Genomic DNA, 22,599 nt, shown 5'->3' with positions numbered 1-22,599 from the left:
AATTATGGGGTTGTAGATGAAACTTGAAGTACTTTACCGTTAAAATACTTATTTCCGTTTTGAGTAAAATCAGCAATATATTCTGCCATCCCTAAAGGCGAAATTGGTGCTTGATAACCTGGAAATGCTTCGTTTAACATTTCGGTTTGAACCGCACCTAAAGCTAAAACATTAAAACTTATTTTATGTTCTTTATATTCTTCAGCTAATAATTCAGATAGCGTAATAACGGCACCCTTGGCTGAGCTATAAGCCGCTAACCCAGGAAATTTCATACTGCCCTGAATACCGCCCATGCTGCTAATAGTAACCACATGGCTCCCAGCTTCAAAATAAGGCAAACATAATTTTATTAAGGCTGCTACACCAAAAACATTTACTTTGTAAACATATTCAAACTCAGCATTGGTAATGGTAGCAAATGGTTTATTTACAATGGCACCTGCATTATTTATTAAGTAATCTACTCGGTTAGAAAATTTACTTTCAATAATTTGTTGAACTTTGTGCAATTCATTTTCATCAGCCAAATCAACACTTAACTGCGTAATGTTTTCATAAGCAGTCAAATCGGCATTTGCATTTCTAGAAATTGCCAAAACATTAAAATTTTGCTTAGCAAATAAAATACAAAGTTCTTTCCCGATGCCGCGGCTGGTACCGGTAATTATAATATTTTTCATTCGTTTAATTTTATTTCTTTAGTTTCGCTATTCATCATTTGATCAATAGCAGGTAACAAATCGGTAACAATTTGCGCCATGAATTGCGTATCCATTTTTTCAAATTCATCATCTACGTGATGGTAAAATTTATAATTATCAAAATCAAAACTTGAAATAGAATGCGCAGGGAAATTATATTTTAAGAAAAACGGAAAATTATCTGACGCCATAAACAAGCGATACTGGGTTTCCATTGGTAAAAATCCCACAAAATTTTGATTGGTATATTCGTTTATTTTTGCAGAAATGTTTGATTTTTTATGCCCAGTAATGTAGGTTTTAAAATCACGATTCATAGGTACGCCCAACATTTCAAAATTTAGCATGGTATAAAAATCTAAGCTATCTTTTTCAAGTTTATCAGCTAAATGATAAGCGCCTAAAAGTCCTTTTTCTTCAGCAGAGAAAAATACAATTAAAGCACTACGTTTGTTAGGTTTAGAAGCAATATATTTTGCTACCTCGGTTAAAATAGCTGATCCCGCAGCATTATCATTTGCTCCGTTTGCAATGCTATCTCCATCAACTATTTTATCTACAATTCCGATATGATCGTAATGGGCTCCGAAAATTACTATTTCATTTTTCAACTTTGCGTCGGTTCCTTCAACAAAGCCAACAACGTTGTAAGCTACACCATTATTAAAATTACGTAGCGTATCTTTATAAGTTGCAAAATACGGTTGAATCTGATTTTGTTTTAATATATCTTCTAAATAATTAGCTGCTAATTCAATTCCTTTTGATCCGGAATCACGTCCTTCTAATTCGTCAGCCGTTAAATATTGTAACGTATTTGTTAATGCTGTTTGATTTACCTGATACGGCTGGGTAACCGTAGTTTTTTTAGATGCTGTACAGGCTGCCAGCACCAAAGGTAAAAGCCAAAATAATTTTTTCATAGGTTAGTTTCTTAAACCATAAAAATACAAAAATCCCGAAGCTTTTCATACTTCGGGATTTAAATTTATAAGGAACTTAAAATTACGCTAACATAGTTACCGGATTTTCTAAGTACGTTTTTAATGTTTGTAAAAACTCAGCTCCTGTAGCACCATCTACCGTGCGGTGATCACAAGCTAAAGTTATATTCATTGTATTTCCTACAACAATTTGTCCGTTTTTAACTACTGGTTTTTCAACAATAGCACCTACCGATAAAATTGCTGAGTTTGGCTGATTGATGATAGAAGTAAACTCTGTAATACCAAACATACCCAAGTTAGAGATTGTGAATGTAGAACCATCCATCTCAGCTGGAGTTAATTTTTTATTACGTGCTTTACCAGCTAAATCTTTAACTGACGCACCAATTTGAGATAAGCTCATTTGGTCAGCAAAGTTTAATACAGGTACAACTAATCCATCTTCTACAGCAACAGCAACACCGATATTAACGTGGTGATTGATAATAGTTGCAGCTTCTGTCCATTGAGAATTTACTTTAGGATGTTTTTTTAATGCAACCGCACACGCCTTAATAACCATATCGTTAAAAGAAACTTTAGTTTCAGGAACCGCATTGATTAATTTACGAGAAGCAATAGCACCGTCCATATCAACCTCAATTGTTAAATAGTAATGAGGAGCAGTAAATTTAGATTCAGCTAAACGTTTTGCAATGGTTTTACGCATTGAAGAGTTTTTAACTTCTTCAACAAATTTTTCACCAGCAGGAACAAATGGTTTAACTGCAGCTTGAGTTGTAGCTTTAGCTTCAGCAACTGGTTGTTGAACTGCTTGTTGCGCAGGATTAAAGCTTTCAACATCTGCTTTAATAATACGTCCGTTTTCACCAGAACCTTTTACTGAACGTAAATCAATTCCTTTATCTTCAGCAATTTTTTTAGCTAAAGGTGAAGCAAAAATACGTCCTGAATTTACAACCGCAGGAACAGCAGCTTGATTCGCTGATGCTGCAGGAGCAGCTTGTGCAGGTACAGCAGTTGTTTCTGCTTTAGCTGGAGCAGCTTGCGGAGCAGGCGCACCGTTAACAAATGCAGAAACATCAGTACCAGCTGGCCCTAAAATAGCTAAAACAGCATCTACAGAAGCCGTTTGTCCTTCTTCAACACCAATATATAGTAAAGTTCCAGCTTCAAAAGCTTCGAACTCCATTGTTGCTTTATCAGTCTCAATTTCAGCTAAAATATCACCTTCAGTAATGGTATCTCCAATTTTTTTCAACCAAGTTGCAACGGTACCTTCTGTCATGGTATCGCTTAAACGTGGCATGGTAATAATTTTCACATCTGCAGGAACTTCAGCAGCGGCAGGTGCAGCAGCTTGTGTAGCTGGTGCTTCTGTTGCCGGAGCAGCTTCAGCTTGAGGTGCATTACCTCCAGCAATTAATGCAGAAATATCTTCTCCAGGAGCACCAATAATAGCAATTACGCTATCAACAGATGCAGTAACTCCTTCTTCTAAACCAATATATAATAAGGTACCTGCTTCAAAAGCTTCAAATTCCATTGTAGCTTTATCTGTTTCAATTTCAGCTATAATGTCACCTTCTTTAATTGTATCGCCAACTTTTTTTAACCATGATGCAATCGTACCTTCGGTCATTGTATCACTTAAACGTGGCATTGTTATTACTTGAGCCATACTTATAATTTATGTGGAATAAATGGATAATCTTTTTGATCGTAAACTACGTCATACATCACAGATAAATCTGGATATGGAGATTCTTCAGCAAATTTTTCACATTCTTCAACTAATGCTTTAACGCGTTTGTCAATTGCTTCAATTTCTTCTTCAGTAGCCCACTTGTTTTCCATAATTACATCTAAAACTTGTGTAATTGGATCTATTTTTTTGTATTCTTCTACTTCTTCTTTGGTACGATAATGTTGCGCATCCGACATTGAGTGCCCTCTGTATCGGTACGTTTTCATTTCTAAGAAAGTTGGTCCTTCACCTCTACGTGCACGTTCCATGGCTTCATGCATTGCTTCTGCAACTGCAATTGGATTCATTCCGTCAACAGGTCCACAAGGCATTTCGTATCCTAAACCTAATTTCCAAATATCAGTATGGTTAGCCGTACGTTCTACAGATGTTCCCATAGCATATCCGTTGTTTTCACAAATAAATACTACAGGTAACTTCCAGTTCATTGCCATATTAAAGGCTTCATGTAAAGAACCTTGACGTGCTGCACCGTCACCAAAATAAGTTAAGGTAACACCACCTGTTTCTAAATATTTGTCAGCAAAAGCCATACCTGCACCAACTGGAATTTGAGCACCAACAATACCATGCCCACCAAAAAAACCATGTTCTTTAGAAAAAATGTGCATTGATCCACCTAAACCTTTAGAAGTACCTGTTGCTTTACCTAACAATTCTGCCATAACACGACGAGGATCAACCCCCATACCAATTGGCTGCACGTGGTTACGGTATGCAGTAATCATTTTATCTTTAGATAAATCCATTGCATGTAATGCTCCTGCTAACACCGCTTCTTGTCCGTTGTATAAGTGTAAAAAACCTCTAACTTTTTGTTGAATATATAATGCAGCAAGTTTGTCTTCAAACTTTCTCCAAAATAGCATGTCTTCATACCATTTAAGGTAGACCTCTTTCGTGAATTCTTTCATAGTACTAAAATATTTATGTCCACAATAAACGTGTACTGTGTTTTAATTTTGCATCATACAAAAATAGTGTTTATTGATTAAGAATAAAATTAATTTATAATACTTTAAAGGAAATTTTTATCAAACACTAATGGAAGTAGGTTTTTTAGCGATTCGGAATGAAAAACTTCGCCTTCTTCTCCCATAAAAATAATTTCGATCGGTGCGTTTTGTTTACCTTCATATTCTGCAATTGATTGTCGGCATCCTCCGCAAGGCGGAATAGGCGCTTGCACAACTTTATCGTCTGACGTTGCAGAAATAGCTATTTTTAATATTTTCACACCTGGATATAGGGCTCCGGCCTGAAAAATAGCCACGCGTTCGGCACATAATCCTGAAGGATAAGCTGCATTTTCTTGGTTATTACCATGTACAATTTCTCCGTTTTCTAATAATAAGGCTGCACCAACGCGAAACCTTGAGTAAGGAGCATAAGCTTTTTTACGATTTTCAACAGCTTGCAACATCAAGTTTTTATCTTGAATAGCCATCTCATTTAAATCTTGGTAAGCTTTAAAAACCAAAGGGACATGGATTTCTCTCATATAAACTGCATTTCTAGTTTAGACAAAAAATCCAAACTCGAGCATAAGTTTGGATTAAATATAATAGTAATATTTATTTTTTAATAATTTGTGTACTTATCACCAAAGTTCAAAGTTAGTGAAAATCTTAATGTATTTTCTAACGGATTACGAACATTTGAGGTTGAAAATAAATACGAAACATCTACACGGGCAATGTTATATTTAAAACCTGCACCGATGGTTGCGTATTGGCGTGCTCCTTTTGCAACGTTTTCGTTATAATAACCTGCACGGAAAGCAAATGAATCTTGATACCAATATTCTGCACCTAAAGACCAACTTAATTCTTTCATCTTTTCACTAAATCCACCTGGCGCATCCGTAAACGATTTAAAAATTCCGCTTACCCAACCTATTTCTTTATATGCCTGATTCGCTGCCTGAATTTCGGTTGGTGTAATATCTCCGTTTGCATTTGGTTTAACTTCTAACGGAGTTGGTACTAAAAGTTTATTTATTTGCCCTAAGGCTGTAATTTTGTTTTGTTCGTCAAAAATGAAATCAAAACCAACACCTAACTTCATGTTTGCAGGTAAAAAATCTTCGTTGGTTTTATCGTCATCATAAGCAATTTTTGGCCCCATGTTTTGTAAGGTAAGCCCGGCTCTCCAACGACCGTTAAAATTGCGATAAGCAATTTCTTCAGATTGATAGTACGCTGCAATATCAAATGCAAAAGCATTTGCTGCCGATGCATCATTATTCCCGTTTGGTACTTTTAATGATGATCTAATATAACGTCCCGCAACAGCCATAGAAAACTTTTGATCTAATTTTAACGAATAAGAAACGTCAAAAGCTAATTCATTCGGTCGTACAACGCGTCCAACATCTTCGTACGTATCACGTAATTCAATATCTCCTAAACCAAAATAACGTAAAGAAGTTGCAAAGGCACTACGTTCGTTAATTTTATAGTAGTAGTTTAATTGAGACAAAGAAATGTCGTTAGCTATATTTGTTAAATAAGGTGTGTAACTGATACCAACCCCATGTTCATCTTCTGCAAAAGCATACTTAGCAGGATTATGTTGCTGTGAATATACATCGGCAGTAGAAGCTGCACCAATATCTCCCATTCCTGCTGCTCTTGCATCAGCATTAATTAATAAAAAAGGAACTCCGGTAGTTATTACTCTACTTTGTGGATCATAATACTGAGCGTAGCTATATGCAAAAGTTAATACCGAGATAAAAACCAAATACGTTTTTTTCATTTAGTTTGGGTTGCTTTAAGTTAACAAATATAATAAATATATAAAATATTACAAATTTTCATTTTTATTCCTACATAAATATTAATCCTAATATTACAGTTAAAAATAAAATGTAAAATCACATATAAATTACAAAACGCTTGACAAAGCACTTTATTTTAAAACACTTAAAAATATTACAAATTTCACAGTTAAATATTTAAAAAGAAAACACTTACACAACCAAAAACTCTCTATAAAACAAAGTTTTTTTTATAAATCATATACTTTTTTAAAAGAATATACGTTTTAGGTACAATACACAGAAATGTGCATTTTTAATACATTGAAATTATTTACAGTAATATACCACATTGCAGTCATGGTTTTCATAAGAATTTATTAACAAACCATATTGTAATATAAGCCATTTGTAGTATATTGCGTCACTAAATTTATTTTACCTAAGATTAGAGTATGAAAATTAACAAAGTTTTATCCTTGAAGGTTTTTGCTGGGCTACTACTAACCTTATCGTTAGCAAGTTGCAGCAAATCTAACGGAACATCTAAAGCCACTGGTTGGAAAATTAATGACAACAAAGGAGGTTTTCAATACAATGCAAAATATAAAAAACAAGCTACTCCTCCTGGCATGATTGCTATTGAAGGTGGAAGTTTTACTATGGGTAAAGTTGCTGATGATATTATGCATGACTGGAACAATTCGCCTACGCAACAGCACGTACAGTCTTTTTATATGGACGAAACAGAAGTAACCAACATGATGTATGCTGAATACTTATTCTGGTTAAAATCTGTATTCCCACCATCTGATGAATCTTACATGCATATTTACGAAGGTGCCTTACCAGATACATTAGTTTGGAGAAATCGTTTAGGATATAATGAAACAATGACCAATAATTATTTACGCCACCCTGCTTACGGACAATATCCGGTAGTTGGTGTAAACTGGTTACAAGCCGAAGAATTTTCTAAATGGAGAACCGATCGTGTAAACGAAAGATTACTTGAAGAAAGCGGTTATTTAAAAAGAGATTCTAAAATTACTGAAGATAGAGACGGACAAAGCTTTAATACAGAAGCTTATCTAAATAGCCCATCAAGTGTTTTTGGTGGTGATCAAGATGTAGTGCTTAGAAAAGAAAGAGGCAGAGGCAATGAAGGCGAAGGCCGAAATGTTTATGCGCAAAGAACGACTGGTATTTTATTACCTGAATACCGTTTACCTACCGAGGCAGAATGGGAATATGCTGCAATGGCAATGAATGGTATTCGTGAATACAACTTGTATAAAGGTAAAAAGAAATATCCTTGGAACGGACAATATACACGTTCTAACAAACGTGCTAATCGCGGGCAACAATTAGCTAACTTTAAGCAAGGCCGTGGTGATTACGGAGGTATTGCAGGATGGCCAGATGATGGTGCTGATATTACAAACCAAGTAAAATCATACCCACCAAACGATTTTGGTTTATACGATATGGCTGGTAACGTTGCAGAATGGGTAGCTGACGTTTATAGACCAATTGTAGACGATGAAGCAAATGACTTTAACTACTACCGTGGTAATATGTTCATGAAAAACGCAATTAATCCAGACGGAACAATTCAAATTGTTTCTAAAGAAAACATTGTTTACGATACGTTAAGTAACGGAAAAATTATGGCTCGTAACTTCCCAGGAAAAGTAGCTCAAGTTGCAGTTGATGATAATGAAACTTATTTACGTTATAACTTTAACAAATCAGATAACAGAGATTACAGAGATGGGGATTTAGCTTCTACCAGAAACTACAGAAACCAAGAATCTGAATCAAATCAACCAAGAATGTATGATTCTCCTATTCACTCAATCAGTGTAGATTCATTAAACAGAATGGTTAAAGAAATTGACAGAACAACAAAAAGAACAACTTTAGTTAATAACGATGCCAGAGTTTATAAAGGCGGTTCTTGGAGAGATAGAGCCTATTGGTTAGATCCAGCAACAAGACGTTATTACCCACAAGATATGGCTACCGATTACATCGGATTTAGATGTGCCATGTCTAAAGTTGGACCGAAAGAAAATAAACGTAAAGTTAGAGGGTAAACTAATTTTTAGAAATACAAAAACGGAAGTACAAATTAATTGTTACTTCCGTTTTTTTTGTACTTTAGTCCACATGAAAATCGAACAATTATATCAGTATTTTTTAAACAGTAACGGAGTTACTACTGATTCGAGAAACGTATCAAAAAATCAAATATATTTCGCATTAAAAGGCGAAAACTTTAATGGCAATTTATTTGCAAAATCAGCTTTAGAACAAGGTGCTTTAGTGGTTGTTGTAGATGAATTACAAGTGATAGAGCAGGATAAAAAAGAAGTTTATTTTGTTGTTGCTAATGTTTTAGAAACCTTACAAAAACTTGCCCAATATCATCGCAAACAACTTAACATTCCCATTATTGCTTTAACAGGCAGTAACGGCAAAACAACAACAAAAGAACTTATTCATGCCGTTTTAAAACAAAAATTTAAAACCATTGCAACCGTTGGTAATTTAAACAACCACATTGGGGTACCTTTAACCTTGCTGCAAATGAATAACGAAACCGAAATAGGAATTGTAGAAATGGGCGCTAATCATCAAAAAGAAATTGCTTTTTTATGTGAACTTGCAGCCCCCGATTTTGGCTACATTACCAATTTTGGAAAAGCGCATTTAGAAGGCTTTGGCGGTTTTGAAGGCGTTATTAAAGGCAAGTCAGAAATGTATGCCTATTTACGTGAACACAACAAACGTGTTTTTATAAATATAAATGATGCGCTGCAAGTAACCAATGCACAAAACATTACGCAATTTACCTTTGGCTTAAGTACAACCAGTGCAGATGTAAATATTACCGACGTTAAAGCAGATCCGAATGTAAAAATTTGTTACAATAACGAAACCATTGCTACGCATTTAATTGGCATTTACAACGCACCAAACATTTGTGCAGCTTTAACTATTGGTTTATTTTTTGGCATTGATATTCAAAAAATTCATGAAGCATTGGCGGAATACAATCCAACCAACAACCGCTCACAAATCATGCAAATAAAAAGCAATCAAATAATTTTAGATGCTTACAATGCCAATCCGAGCAGCATGGATGTTGCGCTTACAAATCTAGATCAACTTGCAGCTACCCATAAAATTGCCATTTTAGGCGATATGTTTGAATTGGGAGAAACTAGCGATTTAGAACATAAAAACGTGATTGAAAAAGTTTTAAGCACCAGCATCAAACAAACGTATTTTGTTGGCGAACGTTTTTTTGCCAATCAGATTGAAAATCCAAAAGCAAAATATTATAAAACATTAAGCGATTTAAAAGCCGATTTTTCCTTTGATGCATTACATGATTGCACCGTATTAATAAAAGGTTCTCGCGGAATGGCGTTAGAAAAAATTTTACCTTAATAAAAAAGCTCGAAAATATTTTCGAGCTTTTTTATTATAGAACTTCAGCAACTACAAACGTGCTTCCGCCAATATAAATCATATCATTTGGTTTAGCTTCGAGCTTAGCACGCTCATAAGCTTCTGGAATAGAATTGCAGGCCAAATAATTAAATCCGTGGTGTTGCATTACCTCAGCCAATTCTTCTACCGGTAATCCACGTGGTACATTCGGTTTAGCAATATAATACATGGCTTGTTTAGGTAGTAAATGAATAATAGCACTTAAATCTTTATCATTAACCACACCAAAAACAAAATGCAACAAATCAAAGTTTTGTTTTAAAACTTGCTGCATTACGATGGTTAAACCTTCTTTATTGTGCGCCGTATCTGCAACCGTAAAAGGTTTATTCCCTAAAACTTGCCAACGCCCAGCAAATTGTGTGTTATTAAGCACTTGTAAAAATCCGTTTTTAATGTTTTGCTCGGTTATTGTAAAATAACTTTTTAAACAATTTAAAGCGGTTAAAGCTGTTTTTTTATTGTGCAGTTGATAATCTCCTTGCAGAGCTGATTCAATTTCGGGTAAATTCATTTCGGAAGCAAACCAAATTGGTGCGGCAACGCTATCAGCTTTAGCTAAAAAAACAGGTTTAGTTTCGGCCGTATATTCTCCAATAACAACCGGAACATGAGGTTTAATAATTCCGGCTTTTTCGGCTGCTATTTCTGGTAATGTATTTCCTAACATATTCATATGATCCCAGCCAATATTCGTAATTACAGAAATTAATGGCGTAATCACGTTGGTAGAATCTAACCTGCCACCCAACCCAACTTCTATAATAGCTACATCAACTTTTTGATCAGCAAAATATTCAAAAGCCAAACCAACAGTCATTTCAAAAAAGCTAAGTTGATTGCTTTCTAAAAAACTTTTATGTTGATCTATAAAAGCTACCACATCGTTTTCAGCAATCATTTCACCATTAATACGAATGCGCTCCCTAAAATCTTTTAAATGTGGTGAGGTATACAAACCAACTTTATATCCGGCAACTTGCAAAACAGAAGCTAATAAAGACGATGTAGAACCTTTACCATTTGTTCCGCCTACGTGAACGCTTTTAAAATTTGCTTCTGGATTGTTTAAATACGCAAGCAATTTTATAGTATTTTTTAAATCTTTGGTATGCGCTGAAGCCCCTATTTTTTGGTACATGGGCAGTTGTGCAAACATCCAATTTAATGTTTCTGAGTAATTCATTAAAATTTATGTTTAAAAAGGAACATGTTATAAATATTTTAAGATATTTGTTTGTTACAATTTGGTAATTAAATATATCTTTATAAAAAATTCGTTCACAAATTTACATTATAAATTTTATGATTAACTTTTTTCTACAAATAACAAACGATACTTTAACACAAGCTGCAGGAGCAATTGCAGAAAATGTAGAACCAAACCACGAAATTTCTACTTTAGAATTTTTACTTCAGGGGGGCGTATTTTTAATCCCGATTGGTTTATTACTTTTTTATACCATTTATGTTATTTTTGAACGCTGGTTTTACATTAGTAAAGCAACCCAAAATGATCCGCAATTAATACAAGATGTTAAATCTCATTTGCTTGATGGCAACATTCAATTAGCAGTTGCAAGCACGCAACGTGATACCACAGCAAACTCGAAAGTTTTAAAAGAAGGAATTTTAACTGCCGGAGTAGGAAGACCGATTGGTGAGATTGAATCGAACATGGAAAAAATGGCAAACATTCAGATTGGTGAAATGGAAAAAGGTTTAGGTGCTTTAGGTTTAATTGCCGGTATTGCTCCAACTTTTGGTTTCGTAGGTACCATTTCGGGGGTTATTAAAATTTTCTATTCTATTTCTATTTCTGAAGATATTAGTATTGGAAACATTTCGGGCGGATTGTATGAAAAAATGATTAGCTCGGCGGCAGGATTAATTGTGGGAATTATAGCTTATTCGGCTTACCACTTATTTAACGGTCGTATTGATAAATACGCTTTACAAACTCAAAAATTAGTTTTAGAATTTATAAACATAATTCAGAGACCAAATGGCAATAAAACGAAATAAACGCTTTCAGGCTGAAGTTGCTAAAGATTCGATGAGCGATATTATGTTTTTCTTATTGCTTTTCTTTTTAATTATATCAACTTTAGCCAATCCTAACGTTATTAAAATGACGTTACCTAAAGCTAAAAACAACGAAAAAACAAATAAACAGCATATTACGCTTTCTGTTACAGACGAAAAAAACTATTTTATTGACAAACAACAAGTTGATTTTGCTGATTTAGAAACAAACTTATTAGCACAACTTGGCGAAGATAAAGACCAAACGGTTGTAGTACGAATTCCGTTTAATCTTCAGGTTCAAGATCTAGTTGAAGTACTAGAGATAGGTGTAAAAAACAATTTAAAATTTGTAATTGCAACTGATGCAAAATAAAAAAAGCGCTCTTAAAAAGAGCGCTTTTTTTATTATTTAAATTCGGTATTACTGCGTTGCTTAATAATAAGCTTTGTGGTATAAAACAGACCAAAACCTGCTAAAATTAAAAACAATCCGGTATAAATCCATAAAGTATCAAATCCAAAATGACTGGCTATTCGGGTTCCTAAAAACGGAGTTATAATAAAAGATAAGGAAAAGGCAATTCCGTTAACCCCCATATAAGCTCCCCGATTAGCACCTTCTGATCGAATGGCGGTAACCGTTGACATGAATGGAAGTACCAAAATTTCTCCAATACTCATAAACGTCATAGAAAAAATAATGGTTAACAAGGCATAATCAAAACCTAAAACAGCATAGCCGATTGCGCAAAAAACGCTACCAATTAATAATGTGCTGGCAATGCTTAAATATTTTTCGGACAAGTTTACCAAAAGCATTTCGATCAATACAATTAAAAAACCACTATATCCTAAAATATACCCAATTGCAATTTGATCTAGCGCTACCACATCTTTAAAAAACAGCGGCAAAGTATTTATAATTTGAAAGAAACAAATGGCAAAAATGGCACAGAAAAGAGAAAAAACTAAAAAAGGCACATCTAAATATGGTGATTTATATACGTTTTTAGTCGGTGTTATCACCTCAGCTACATCAGCAATTCGGTTTCTATATAATTTATTTCTTTTCTTAAAAAAACGTACATACATGATGCCAGCTGCCAAAATAGCAACAAAATTAACTACGAACAGAAAGTTATATGAAATTGCAGAAAGAATTCCGCCCAAAGCAGGACCGATAGAAAAACCAAGGTTTACGGCCATGCGATTTAATGAAAAAGCACGAGTTAAATTTTCAGGTTTCGCATATTTAGTAATGGCAACGGAGTTGGCCGGTCTAAAAACTTCGCTAATAGAACTTTGTAAAAAAATAATAAAAGCCATGCCAGCAACCGTACTAAAAAACGGAATCAATAAAAAAATAGGCGCACTTATAAATAAACTTAAGCTTTGCACTTTGTATTCACCGAACTTATCGGTTAAATAGCCGCCCATAAACGAACCGATTACAGACCCAATGCCGTAAAAGCTTAAAACAAGACCGGTTTGTTCAATAGTAAAACCCAATTTTGCCGTCATGTAAACGCCTAAAAAAGGTAAAACCATAGAACCTGAACGGTTTATAAGCATAACAATAGATAGCATCCAAGATTCGGCAGAAAGGCCTTTGAAGGAATCTACATAAATTTTAAAAATTTTCATAAAAGTAGTTGGGCTAGATTGGAAAACAAAAAATTCGGTTTCACACCGAACTTTTTATATTGTATTAATTTAAACTGAAATTATAAATAATTTGCCCGGTTTGCACGGCTGGTGCGTCAGGGCTAGATTGCCATTTGGTTGCCATGGCAGCTATTTTTGCCTGATCTAGCAAACATTTGGCTAAGTTGGTAGAACCTTTAACGCCAGGAACAGCATTTATTGTTTTACCCGATCGGTCAACAGTAATTTCAACCACTATTCTACCCGATTCGTTACAAATATATTTTGGTTCAGGCTTATTTAAAACTTTTCTGTTACCTAATGAATATCCTGCACCACCACCAGAACCACCACCAGATCCCGGTCCTATTCCACTACCTGTTCCGGTTCCAGATCCGGTTCCGTGTCCGCCACCGGTACCACCACCAGATCCACCAGTTCCGTAATAATCTGACGAACTTAAACTTCCGTTTAAATTTCCTTTATTACCTGCAACATTATCATTTCCATCACCACCAGAAGTATTACCACCCAATAAATTAGATAAAGCAGAATTGGTACTTTCGGCAACTTTAGGTTTTTGAGGCGTTTCTACCACCGGCTTAGTTACCTCAACTTTAGTTTCTTTTTTCTCAATTTTAGTAGGTGTATTAGCCACTACATAATCGGTTTGATCAGAAACTTCAGAACTTAAAATATTTTCTACCGTATTGGTTGGTGTAGCAACAGCTGTTACGGTTGTACTAATGTCTAAAACTTGGCTATTAAAATTTTTTCCTCGCCCAAAATCACTATCTCCAAAATTTACAGTAACTCCGCCACCGCCACCGCCTTGACCTAATTGATTTAAAACGGCGTCACTTGGTGGCCAAAAACGAATAAAAAATAATAGCAATAAAAACACGGAATAAACCAAAACGGTTAATCCTAGTGATTTTCTTTTTGTATTTGAGTTAGTATTCGAATCCATTTTTTGTAACTGAGGTATTAATGTAACGAAAATACGTATTTTTTTATCGTATTACCTATTATTTTACTAAATTTTAAGTATTATAAAAACACTTATTATATAGGTGTTTTAAGAATAAATTACGCCTGATGAATGATCGTATTTTGCTCCGGTTACGCTAGCAAGAACGTTTGTTTTATTTTCTAATTTGCGTAGAGCTAAAAATCCAAATAATAAAGCTTCTTTAAACTCAACCGTTAAATTATCAGGAACAAGTACTTGTAAAGATTGGGCATTTTTCTGAATCAATTCTAATAAAAAATCATTATATGCGCCTCCACCGGTTACCAACAAGGAACCTTGTAACTGAGGTAAACCTTGGCAAATTTGATAAGCTACATGCTCTGTAAAAGTTCGTAATTTATCAGCTATTGGAATATTGAATTCATTTAATAAAGGTAAAATGTTTTGCATAACAAACTCAATACCTAATGATTTTGGATAAGAAGCGGTGTAAAAAGGAATCGCATTTAATTGATGTAACAAATCAAAATTTACTTGCCCCGAACGTGCAACAGCACCTTTATCATCATAAGGCAAACCTATTTTATTGGCGTAATAATTTAAAACCGTATTTACGGGGCATAAGTCAAAAGCAATTCTGCGGTTATTTTCAGTAAATGATACGTTTGCAAATCCACCCAAATTCAAACAATAATCATAAGCAGTAAACAGCATTAAATCTCCAATGGGTACCAATGGGGCACCTTGTCCGCCCAAAGCAACATCTTGCACTCTAAAATCACAAACAATGGGGTAAGGTAAAAATTGTTTTATTTCTGGTAAATTTCCTATTTGTAGGGTAAAGCCCAAATTAGGTTGATGCTTAATCGTGTGCCCGTGAGAACCAATTGCATCAATTTGTTTTATTTGATGTTGAGTTATAAAATTTGCAATTGTTTCTGACAAATAAAGCGTATATTCTTTATTTAATTGGTGCAATTCATTTTCTGGCAAGTTTATGGCTTGTTTTAGCTTTTCTGTCCACAAATCTGAATAAGGAATTGTTTGTGCTTGTACTATTTTATACGAATAATCGTTTTCAGAAACAGTAAAATGAACATAGGCCAAATCAATTCCATCTAAAGAAGTGCCCGACATTACCCCAATAATAAAATAATTTTTAATAATCATAGCTTAAATTTACACAAACAATAAATTTTATTATATTTAAATCGAAATTAATAACTATTCGAAAATTATAAAAAATTAAACAAACTTAAATACGAAAATGAATTTTAAATTAACTGAAGAACAATTAATGATTCAGCAAGCCGCTCGCGATTTTGCTCAAACTGAATTATTACCTGGTGTTATAGAACGAGACGAGCATTCTACATTTCCTCATGAAGCGGTTAAAAAAATGGGCGAATTGGGCTTTTTAGGTATGATGGTTGATCCAAAATACGGAGGTTCAGGCTTAGATAGCGTTTCTTATGTACTAGCTATGGAAGAAATTGCTAAAGTTGATGCTTCTGCAGCAGTAGTTATGTCAGTAAACAACTCATTGGTTTGTGCTGGTATGGAAAAATATTGCTCGGAAGAACAAAAAGAAAAATATTTAGTACCGTTAGCAACTGGCGAAGTTATTGGCGCTTTTTGTTTATCAGAACCTGAAGCTGGTTCTGATGCAACTTCTCAAAAAACAACTGCGGTTGATATGGGAGATTATTACTTATTAAACGGAACAAAAAACTGGATTACAAACGGTTCTACCGCATCTACATATTTAGTTATTGCACATACGCATCCAGAAAAAGGACATAAAGGTATTAATGCATTTATTGTTGAAAAAGGTTGGGAAGGTTTTGAAATTGGACCAAAAGAAAAGAAAATGGGAATTCGCGGTTCTGATACGCACTCATTAATGTTTACCGATGTTAAAGTACCTAAAGCCAATCGAATTGGTGAAGATGGATTTGGATTTGCTTTTGCTATGAATGTATTAAATGGCGGTCGTATTGGTATTGCATCACAAGCTTTAGGAATTGCGCAAGGTGCTTACGAGCTTTCGTTAAAATACGCAAAAGAACGTAAAGCATTTAAAACCGAAATTATAAACCACCAAGCCATTGCATTTAAGTTAGCCGATATGGCAACACAAATTTCGGCAGCACGTTTATTATGTTTTAAAGCTGCCGCTGAAAAAGACAATGGCGAAGATATTTCTATATCTGGAGCTATGGCTAAATTATTTGCATCAAAAACAGCAATGGATACAACAATTGAGGCTGTACAAATTCACGGCGGAAATGGTTACGTTGCCGAATATCATGTAGAACGCATGATGCGCGATGCAAAAATCACTCAGATTTACGAAGGAACTTCAGAAATTCAAAAAATTGTTATTTCACGCGGAATCGCAAAATAATATAAAATCCCGATTTACTTAAATCGGGATTTTTTTTTGTTTGTTAAAAAAACAAACAACTTAATCTAGTTTAAGATTTATTATCTTTAACTAATATATATTTGAGTAAATCAAAAATTCAATAAAAATTATTATGGATACAAGTAAAGTTGCCTTAGGTAATTCAAACCTTCAAGTTTCAAAAATTTGCTTTGGCGGAAATGTTTTTGGTTGGACATTAGATGAAAAACAATCGTTCGAAATATTAAATACGTTTACAGAAACCGGATTCAATTTTATTGATACGGCCGATGTTTATTCGGCTTGGGTTCCAGGAAATGCCGGTGGCGAATCTGAAACCATTATTGGTAAATGGATGAAAGAGCGCAAAAACCGTCACGAAATTGTATTAGCTACAAAAGTAGGAATGGATATGGGTAACGGTAATAAAGGGCTTAGTGCTGCTTATATTAAAAAAGCAGTAGATGCATCTTTACAACGTTTACAAACCGATTATATTGATTTATATCTTTCACATCAAGAAGATTTAGATGTTCCGGTTGAAGAAACCATGCAAGCCTTTAATGATTTAATTAAAGCTGGTAAAGTTCGCGAACTTGGCGCATCAAATTCAACAGCAAAACGCATTTTAGTATCCAATCAGTTTGCAAAAAACAACAACTTAAAAGGTTATGTAAGCTTGCAACCACAATATAATTTATATGACCGAGAAGGTTTTGAAAAAGAATATTTAGAACTGGTTGAAACCGAAAACCTTGCAGTTACGCCCTATTACGCCTTAGCTAGTGGTTTTTTAACTGGTAAATACCGAACCGATGCCGATGTTTCTAAAAGTATTCGTGGCGGTGGTATTCATAAAAATTATTTAAACGATCGTGGGTTACGCATCTTAACAGCTATGGATCAGGTAGCAAAAGAAACCAATGCACCCTTATCAGAAATTGCTTTAGCATGGCAATTACATAAATCGTACATCACGGCGCCTATTGCAAGTGCAACATCAGTAAATCAAGTAAAAAGTTTACTACAAGCTGCATCCTTACAATTAACAGCTCAACAAGTAGCATTGTTAGATCAGGCAAGCAAATATTAAAACATGAATTTAGAATTAACAAATAAAAAAGTTTTTATTAGCGGTTCAACATCCGGAATCGGATTTGCAGCCGCAAAACAATTAGCACAAGAAGGTGCTCAGGTTATAATTAACGGACGTTCTCAAAAAAGCGTTGACGCAGCCTTAGCTAAATTAAACCAAGCGGTACTAAAGGCACAAATTTCTGGTTTTGCTGCCGATTTTACCGATGTAAACTCAGTAAATCAATTACTAAAACAACTCGGAACCGTTGATGTTTTAATTAACAACGTAGGTATTTATGAACCTAACGATTTTGTTGAAATAACAGATGAAGATTGGTATCGCTTTTTTGATGTAAACGTAATGAGCGGCATTCGTTTAGCACGTGCTGTTTTCCCTGCTATGTTAGCACAAAATTGGGGACGTATTATTTTTATTACCAGCGAATCGGCATCAAACATTCCTGACGAAATGATTCATTACGGCACAACAAAAGCTGCTATTCATGCCGTTAGCCGTGGTTTAGCAGAACTTACAAAAAACACCAATGTTACTGTAAATACAATTATGCCTGGCCCAACAGCATCAGAAGGCGTTACTGAATTTTTTAACAAATTAGCGCAAGAACAAAATTCGGATTACCAATCGGTAGAAACTGATTTTTTCAAAAACATGCGCCCAAGCTCCTTACTACAACGTTTTGCAAAACCAGAAGAAGTAGCTAATTTAATTACCTACGTTGCTAGCCCATTATCATCGGCTACAAATGGTGCAGCTTTACGTGTAGATGGCGGAGTAGTAAAAACAATTTTTTAATTGTTTCCTATAAAGAACATTAATACTCAAAATAAGGTTATTATTCATTTTTAAAAAAGGTTGATTTTTTAAATCAGCCTTTTTTGCTTAACAAAAAATTAATAGCCACAACGGCATTTTTATTCTTTTTTTAAGAAGATTAAAAAATATTGCTCGTAACTTTACATAATAACACAGTAAATTTAATATATGAAATATTCAAACCTATTTTATGGTGTTTCATTTTTAGCACTTTTAAGTAGTTGTACAGAAGGAAACAAAGCCATAAAACAAGCTGATTTAGGCACAGAATCCGTAAACATTTTAACGGTAGATAATTTACAATTTAAAGATTTAAATAAAAACGGGGAATTAGATCCTTACGAAGATTGGCGTTTATCAAGCGAAGAACGCGCAAAAGATTTAGTAAGCAAAATGACCTTAGAAGAAAAAGCCGGCATGTTATTAATTACTGATATGCGCATGTTTAACGAAGTTTTTATGTTAGACAAAATTGAAACGCCTAAGCCCGTAACTGCCGATTTAAATGAAGAAGATGTTGTAATTGACAAAAACCAATTTACTGGCGAACCTTTAGCTTATCCGGTAATGAATACGGTAGGAACAACAAAAGGAGTAAAAGATCATCATTTACGTCATTACATTTGGCGTACTACAACAGCAGATGCAGCAACTATGGCAACTTGGGCAAATAAAGTTCAGGCATTGGCTGAAGAAACTCGTTTAGGAATTCCTGTAATTTTTGCATCACAAATCCACGTAATCATATTTCTGCTGGTTCAATGGGTGCAACAGCATCAGCTTCTGTTGGTTTTTCTAAATGGCCTTCAGAAATTGGTTTAGCTGCCATGAACGATAAAGAAACCGTTCGTCAGTTTGCCGATATGGCACGTCAAGAATGGGCATCAGTTGGTTTACGTAAAGGTTATATGTACATGGCCGATTTAGCTACCGAACCAAGATGGCAACGTATTGAAGGAACTTTTGGTGAAGATCCGCAATTAGCTGCCGAAACTATGGAACAAATTGTTTTAGGTTTTCAAGGGGAACAATTAGGCAATCAATCTATTGCTTTAACAACCAAACATTTTCCAGGCGGTGGAGCAACCTACAAAGGTTTTGATCCGCATTATACCTACGGACGTAACGCTGTTTTTCCAGGTAATCGTTTAGAAGAAAATATGTTGCCATTTAAAGCAGCAATTAACGCAGGTACGTCATCAATCATGCCTTATTATTCGTTACCAAAAGATACAGAATACGAAGAAGTTGCTTACGCATACAACAAAGGTATTTTACGCGATTTATTACGTGGTGAATTAGGTTTTACCGGAATTATTAATTCGGATACCGGACCAATTGAATCTATGCCTTGGGGAGTTGATAGCTTAACCATTGAAAAAAGATACGTAAAAGCTTTAGAAGCTGGCGTAAACTTATTTGCAGGTAATGCCGATCCAAGTTTGTTAATTCAAACCATAAAACAGCATCCTGAAGTTATGCCGTTGGTAAATGAATCTGCTGAATTATTAGCTAAAGAATTGTTTGATTTAGGTTTGTTCGAAAATCCTTACGTAAATGTAGATCAAGCAGCACAAACCGTTGGTAAAGCAGAATTTGTAGCAGCTGGTAAAGCAGCACAACGCAAATCGGTAGTTTTGTTACGCAACGAACAAAAACAATTACCTATAACAAAACCTACAAAAGTTTATTTTGAAGATTATCAAAAACCGTACAGCAAAAAGGTAGATAATTTACCAGGAAATGTAATTACAGCACAATATGAAGGTTTGGAATTTGTAAACACGCCAGAAGAAGCTGATGTTATTTTGTTATGGCTTAAACCAGCAATTCGTCCGTTGTTTCCTGCTGACCAATCTCCTTTACAAGTTAATTTATCAAGTGCTGCTGTTAATGTAGATTACATCAATCAATTAACAGCAAAAAAACCAACTATTTTAGCCGTTAATTACTCAAATCCTTTTGCGATTGACGAAATTTACAATAACGATACGCAAAATCGTTTTATTGGGGTAATCGGAACTTTTGGTGTTGAAAACGAAGCGTTATTAGATATTGTAACAGGTAAAGTTAAACCGTCTGGAAAAATGCCATTTACAACGCCAATTAACCAAGCTGCGGTAGAAAAAAATAAAGAAGATGTTCCGGGATACGACGAAGGTCCAGAATATCCTTTATTCAAATTCGGAGAAGGTTTAACGTATTAAAAGTTGATGCATTAATTGCTCACTCGATATATAAAAAACGGATAGTTTTATTAAAACTATCCGTTTTTTCTTTTAAAATTGACTTACAAAAAATGTCTTTATTAGAAGTAAAATGATATTAATTTAATAATCAAAAGTTGTAATAGCCACATTTTTTCACTAAATTAGAGTAGAAACCTTCACTGGTTATTTAAGATTAAAAATGTTTAATAACTAAATAAAAAATAATGAATAAACTTGAAAAATTAAATAAACTATTTATTAATGGTGTTTGGAGAGACGGAAAATCAGATTTTGTTTTAGACGTTATCAATCCCTTTAATAACGAAGTAATATATAAATTTAAAGGCGCAAATCAAGCAGATTTAGATGAAGCTTATGAATCAGCAAAAAAAGCGCAAAAAGCATGGGCAGCACGTTTACCTAACGAACGTAGTGCTATTGTTAATAAAGTTGCCGATCTTATTGAGCTTCATAAAGACGAAATTTCTGACATAATGGCTAGAGAGTGTGGTAGTACATTTATCAAACAACAAGTAGAAATGGCTATTACTGCAAATATTTGTCGTGAAGCTGCAACATTCCCAACCCGTTTACATGGTTATATTTACGATTCTTTTACACCGGGTAAAGAAAGTAGAGCATATCGTAAACCATTAGGTGTTATTGGAGTAATTAGCCCATTTAATTTTCCTTTTAATTTATCTATGCGTTCGGTGGCTACAGCTATTGCTATTGGTAATGCAGTAGTTTTAAAACCAGCAGAAGATACGCCAATTATTGGCGGAATGTTAATTGCTAAGTTGTTTGAAGAAGCAGGTTTACCAGCCGGAGTATTAAATGTGGTAACAGGAAATATTGCTGAAATTGGAGATGCATTTACTTCGCACCCTATACCAAATATGATCTCATTTACCGGATCTACGCCAGTAGGAATACGTATTGGAAAAATTGCTGCAGAAGGATTAAAGAAAACGGCCTTAGAATTAGGTGGTAACAATGTATTTGTTGTTTTAAAAGATGCTGATATTGATCAAGCAGTTTCTGCTGCCATTTTTGGTAAATTTATGCATCAAGGGCAAATTTGTATGTCGGTAAACCGATTCTTAATTCAAAAAGAAGTTGCCGAAGAATTCACGACTAAATTTGTGAAAAAAGTAAGCGAATTAAAATACGGAAATCCTACCGATAAAGAAGTATTAGTTGGACCTGTAATTCATGACAGAGCAGCAGATCGTATTATGAAATTAGTTGATGATGCGGTAAAAGAAGGCGCAAAAATAGCAGTTGGCGGAACAAGAGAAGGACGTTTAATTGCTCCAACAGTGCTTGTTGATGTTAGCGCTAATTCAATATTTAATCATACTGAAATTTTTGGCCCGGTAGCACCAATAATTGTTTTTGATACTGAAGAACAAATGTTAGAAATAGCTAATGGAACCGATTTTGGTTTATCTGGAGCCATTCATACGCGTGATTTAAACAAAGGCGTTCAATTGGCTAGAAAGATAGAAACAGGCATGATTCACGTAAACGATCAAACCGTTAATGACGAACCTAATGCACCTTTCGGTGGAGTTAAACATTCTGGTTTAGGTACATTTAATGGAAACTTTATTTTAGAAGAATTTTCAACCGTGCAATGGGTTACTGTTCAACAAGAACCACGTGATTATACACCATTTAATTAATAAAATATTCAATATAAATACTAAAACGGATAGCT

The 22,599-nt window shown here is 34.5% G+C and carries 20 protein-coding genes; 10 read left to right on the top strand and 10 right to left on the bottom strand.

Annotated elements, in window-relative coordinates:
* Window positions 1-2 precede the first annotated feature (2 nt).
* The 6 genes from K5I29_RS00565 to porV form a co-directional block, all read right to left on the bottom strand.
* Window positions 3-683: an SDR family NAD(P)-dependent oxidoreductase gene (locus K5I29_RS00565; RefSeq protein WP_264433949.1), complete on the bottom strand. Its 681-nt coding sequence runs from the start codon at window positions 681-683 to the stop codon at window positions 3-5.
* Window positions 680-1,627 (bottom strand): M28 family metallopeptidase, encoded by a 948-nt coding sequence (locus tag K5I29_RS00560; protein ID WP_264433948.1) that lies wholly within the window; start codon window positions 1,625-1,627, stop codon window positions 680-682. The genes K5I29_RS00565 and K5I29_RS00560 overlap by 4 nt, the downstream gene beginning before the upstream one ends.
* A gap of 82 nt (window positions 1,628-1,709) precedes the next feature.
* Complete coding sequence (locus K5I29_RS00555; protein ID WP_264433947.1) at window positions 1,710-3,332, bottom strand: pyruvate dehydrogenase complex dihydrolipoamide acetyltransferase; 1,623 nt, start codon at window positions 3,330-3,332, stop codon at window positions 1,710-1,712.
* A gap of 2 nt (window positions 3,333-3,334) precedes the next feature.
* Entirely contained in the window at window positions 3,335-4,333 is a 999-nt protein-coding gene (gene pdhA / locus K5I29_RS00550) for a pyruvate dehydrogenase (acetyl-transferring) E1 component subunit alpha (RefSeq protein ID WP_264433946.1), read from the bottom strand.
* Between the two features lie 104 nt (window positions 4,334-4,437).
* Window positions 4,438-4,920, bottom strand: coding sequence for a cytidine deaminase (cdd, locus tag K5I29_RS00545; RefSeq protein WP_264433945.1), 483 nt, complete (start codon window positions 4,918-4,920; stop codon window positions 4,438-4,440).
* An 80-nt stretch (window positions 4,921-5,000) separates the two neighbouring features.
* Entirely contained in the window at window positions 5,001-6,179 is a 1,179-nt protein-coding gene (porV, locus tag K5I29_RS00540; RefSeq protein WP_264433944.1) for a type IX secretion system outer membrane channel protein PorV, read from the bottom strand.
* A gap of 456 nt (window positions 6,180-6,635) precedes the next feature.
* On the opposite strand from porV, the gene gldJ reads away from it, so the two are divergent.
* Window positions 6,636-8,279: a gliding motility lipoprotein GldJ gene (gene gldJ, locus K5I29_RS00535; protein WP_264433943.1), complete on the top strand. Its 1,644-nt coding sequence runs from the start codon at window positions 6,636-6,638 to the stop codon at window positions 8,277-8,279.
* A 73-nt stretch (window positions 8,280-8,352) separates the two neighbouring features.
* Window positions 8,353-9,639 (top strand): UDP-N-acetylmuramoyl-tripeptide--D-alanyl-D-alanine ligase, encoded by a 1,287-nt coding sequence (locus tag K5I29_RS00530; RefSeq protein ID WP_264433942.1) that lies wholly within the window; start codon window positions 8,353-8,355, stop codon window positions 9,637-9,639.
* A 34-nt stretch (window positions 9,640-9,673) separates the two neighbouring features.
* On the opposite strand, the gene K5I29_RS00525 is transcribed toward K5I29_RS00530, so the two are convergent.
* Window positions 9,674-10,888, bottom strand: coding sequence for a bifunctional folylpolyglutamate synthase/dihydrofolate synthase (locus K5I29_RS00525; protein ID WP_264433941.1), 1,215 nt, complete (start codon window positions 10,886-10,888; stop codon window positions 9,674-9,676).
* 119 nt (window positions 10,889-11,007) lie between these two features.
* On the opposite strand from K5I29_RS00525, the gene K5I29_RS00520 reads away from it, so the two are divergent.
* Together K5I29_RS00520 and K5I29_RS00515 are read left to right on the top strand one after the other, a co-directional pair.
* Window positions 11,008-11,727 (top strand): MotA/TolQ/ExbB proton channel family protein, encoded by a 720-nt coding sequence (locus K5I29_RS00520; RefSeq protein ID WP_394358573.1) that lies wholly within the window; start codon window positions 11,008-11,010, stop codon window positions 11,725-11,727.
* Window positions 11,708-12,103 (top strand): ExbD/TolR family protein, encoded by a 396-nt coding sequence (locus K5I29_RS00515; RefSeq protein WP_264433940.1) that lies wholly within the window; start codon window positions 11,708-11,710, stop codon window positions 12,101-12,103. Before K5I29_RS00520 ends, K5I29_RS00515 begins: the two co-directional genes overlap by 20 nt.
* A 32-nt stretch (window positions 12,104-12,135) precedes the next feature.
* Here K5I29_RS00515 and K5I29_RS00510 read toward each other — a convergent pair whose 3' ends face one another.
* The 3 genes from K5I29_RS00510 to K5I29_RS00500 all read right to left on the bottom strand — a co-directional run bounded on the left by K5I29_RS00510 (window position 12,136) and on the right by K5I29_RS00500 (window position 15,517).
* On the bottom strand, window positions 12,136-13,374 hold the full coding sequence (locus K5I29_RS00510; RefSeq protein WP_264433939.1) for an MFS transporter: 1,239 nt from the start codon (window positions 13,372-13,374) through the stop codon (window positions 12,136-12,138).
* A gap of 64 nt (window positions 13,375-13,438) precedes the next feature.
* Window positions 13,439-14,344 (bottom strand): energy transducer TonB family protein, encoded by a 906-nt coding sequence (locus K5I29_RS00505; protein WP_264433938.1) that lies wholly within the window; start codon window positions 14,342-14,344, stop codon window positions 13,439-13,441.
* 108 nt (window positions 14,345-14,452) lie between these two features.
* Window positions 14,453-15,517 (bottom strand): anhydro-N-acetylmuramic acid kinase, encoded by a 1,065-nt coding sequence (locus tag K5I29_RS00500; RefSeq protein ID WP_264433937.1) that lies wholly within the window; start codon window positions 15,515-15,517, stop codon window positions 14,453-14,455.
* Window positions 15,518-15,614: 97 nt separating this feature from the next.
* Between K5I29_RS00500 and K5I29_RS00495 the strand changes: the two genes are divergently transcribed.
* The 6 genes from K5I29_RS00495 (at window position 15,615) to K5I29_RS00470 (ending at window position 22,564) form a co-directional block, all read left to right on the top strand.
* Window positions 15,615-16,754, top strand: coding sequence for an acyl-CoA dehydrogenase (locus K5I29_RS00495; RefSeq protein WP_264433936.1), 1,140 nt, complete (start codon window positions 15,615-15,617; stop codon window positions 16,752-16,754).
* Window positions 16,755-16,887: 133 nt separating this feature from the next.
* Window positions 16,888-17,847, top strand: a complete 960-nt coding sequence (locus K5I29_RS00490; RefSeq protein WP_264433935.1) for an aldo/keto reductase — start codon at window positions 16,888-16,890, stop codon at window positions 17,845-17,847.
* Window positions 17,848-17,850: 3 nt separating this feature from the next.
* Window positions 17,851-18,645: an SDR family NAD(P)-dependent oxidoreductase gene (locus K5I29_RS00485; protein WP_264433934.1), complete on the top strand. Its 795-nt coding sequence runs from the start codon at window positions 17,851-17,853 to the stop codon at window positions 18,643-18,645.
* 189 nt (window positions 18,646-18,834) lie between these two features.
* On the top strand, window positions 18,835-19,488 hold the full coding sequence (locus K5I29_RS00480; RefSeq protein ID WP_264433933.1) for a hypothetical protein: 654 nt from the start codon (window positions 18,835-18,837) through the stop codon (window positions 19,486-19,488).
* A complete protein-coding gene (locus tag K5I29_RS00475; RefSeq protein ID WP_264433932.1) occupies window positions 19,428-20,873 on the top strand; it encodes a glycoside hydrolase family 3 protein in 1,446 nt (481 codons plus the stop codon). The genes K5I29_RS00480 and K5I29_RS00475 overlap by 61 nt, the downstream gene beginning before the upstream one ends.
* A gap of 227 nt (window positions 20,874-21,100) precedes the next feature.
* Complete coding sequence (locus tag K5I29_RS00470; RefSeq protein WP_264433931.1) at window positions 21,101-22,564, top strand: aldehyde dehydrogenase family protein; 1,464 nt, start codon at window positions 21,101-21,103, stop codon at window positions 22,562-22,564.
* Window positions 22,565-22,599: the final 35 nt, after the last annotated feature.

Source organism: Flavobacterium agricola (assembly GCF_025919725.1).
Taxonomy (GTDB): Bacteria; Bacteroidota; Bacteroidia; order Flavobacteriales; family Flavobacteriaceae; genus Flavobacterium; species Flavobacterium agricola.
This window is presented reverse-complemented; position numbering and strand designations above follow the sequence as displayed.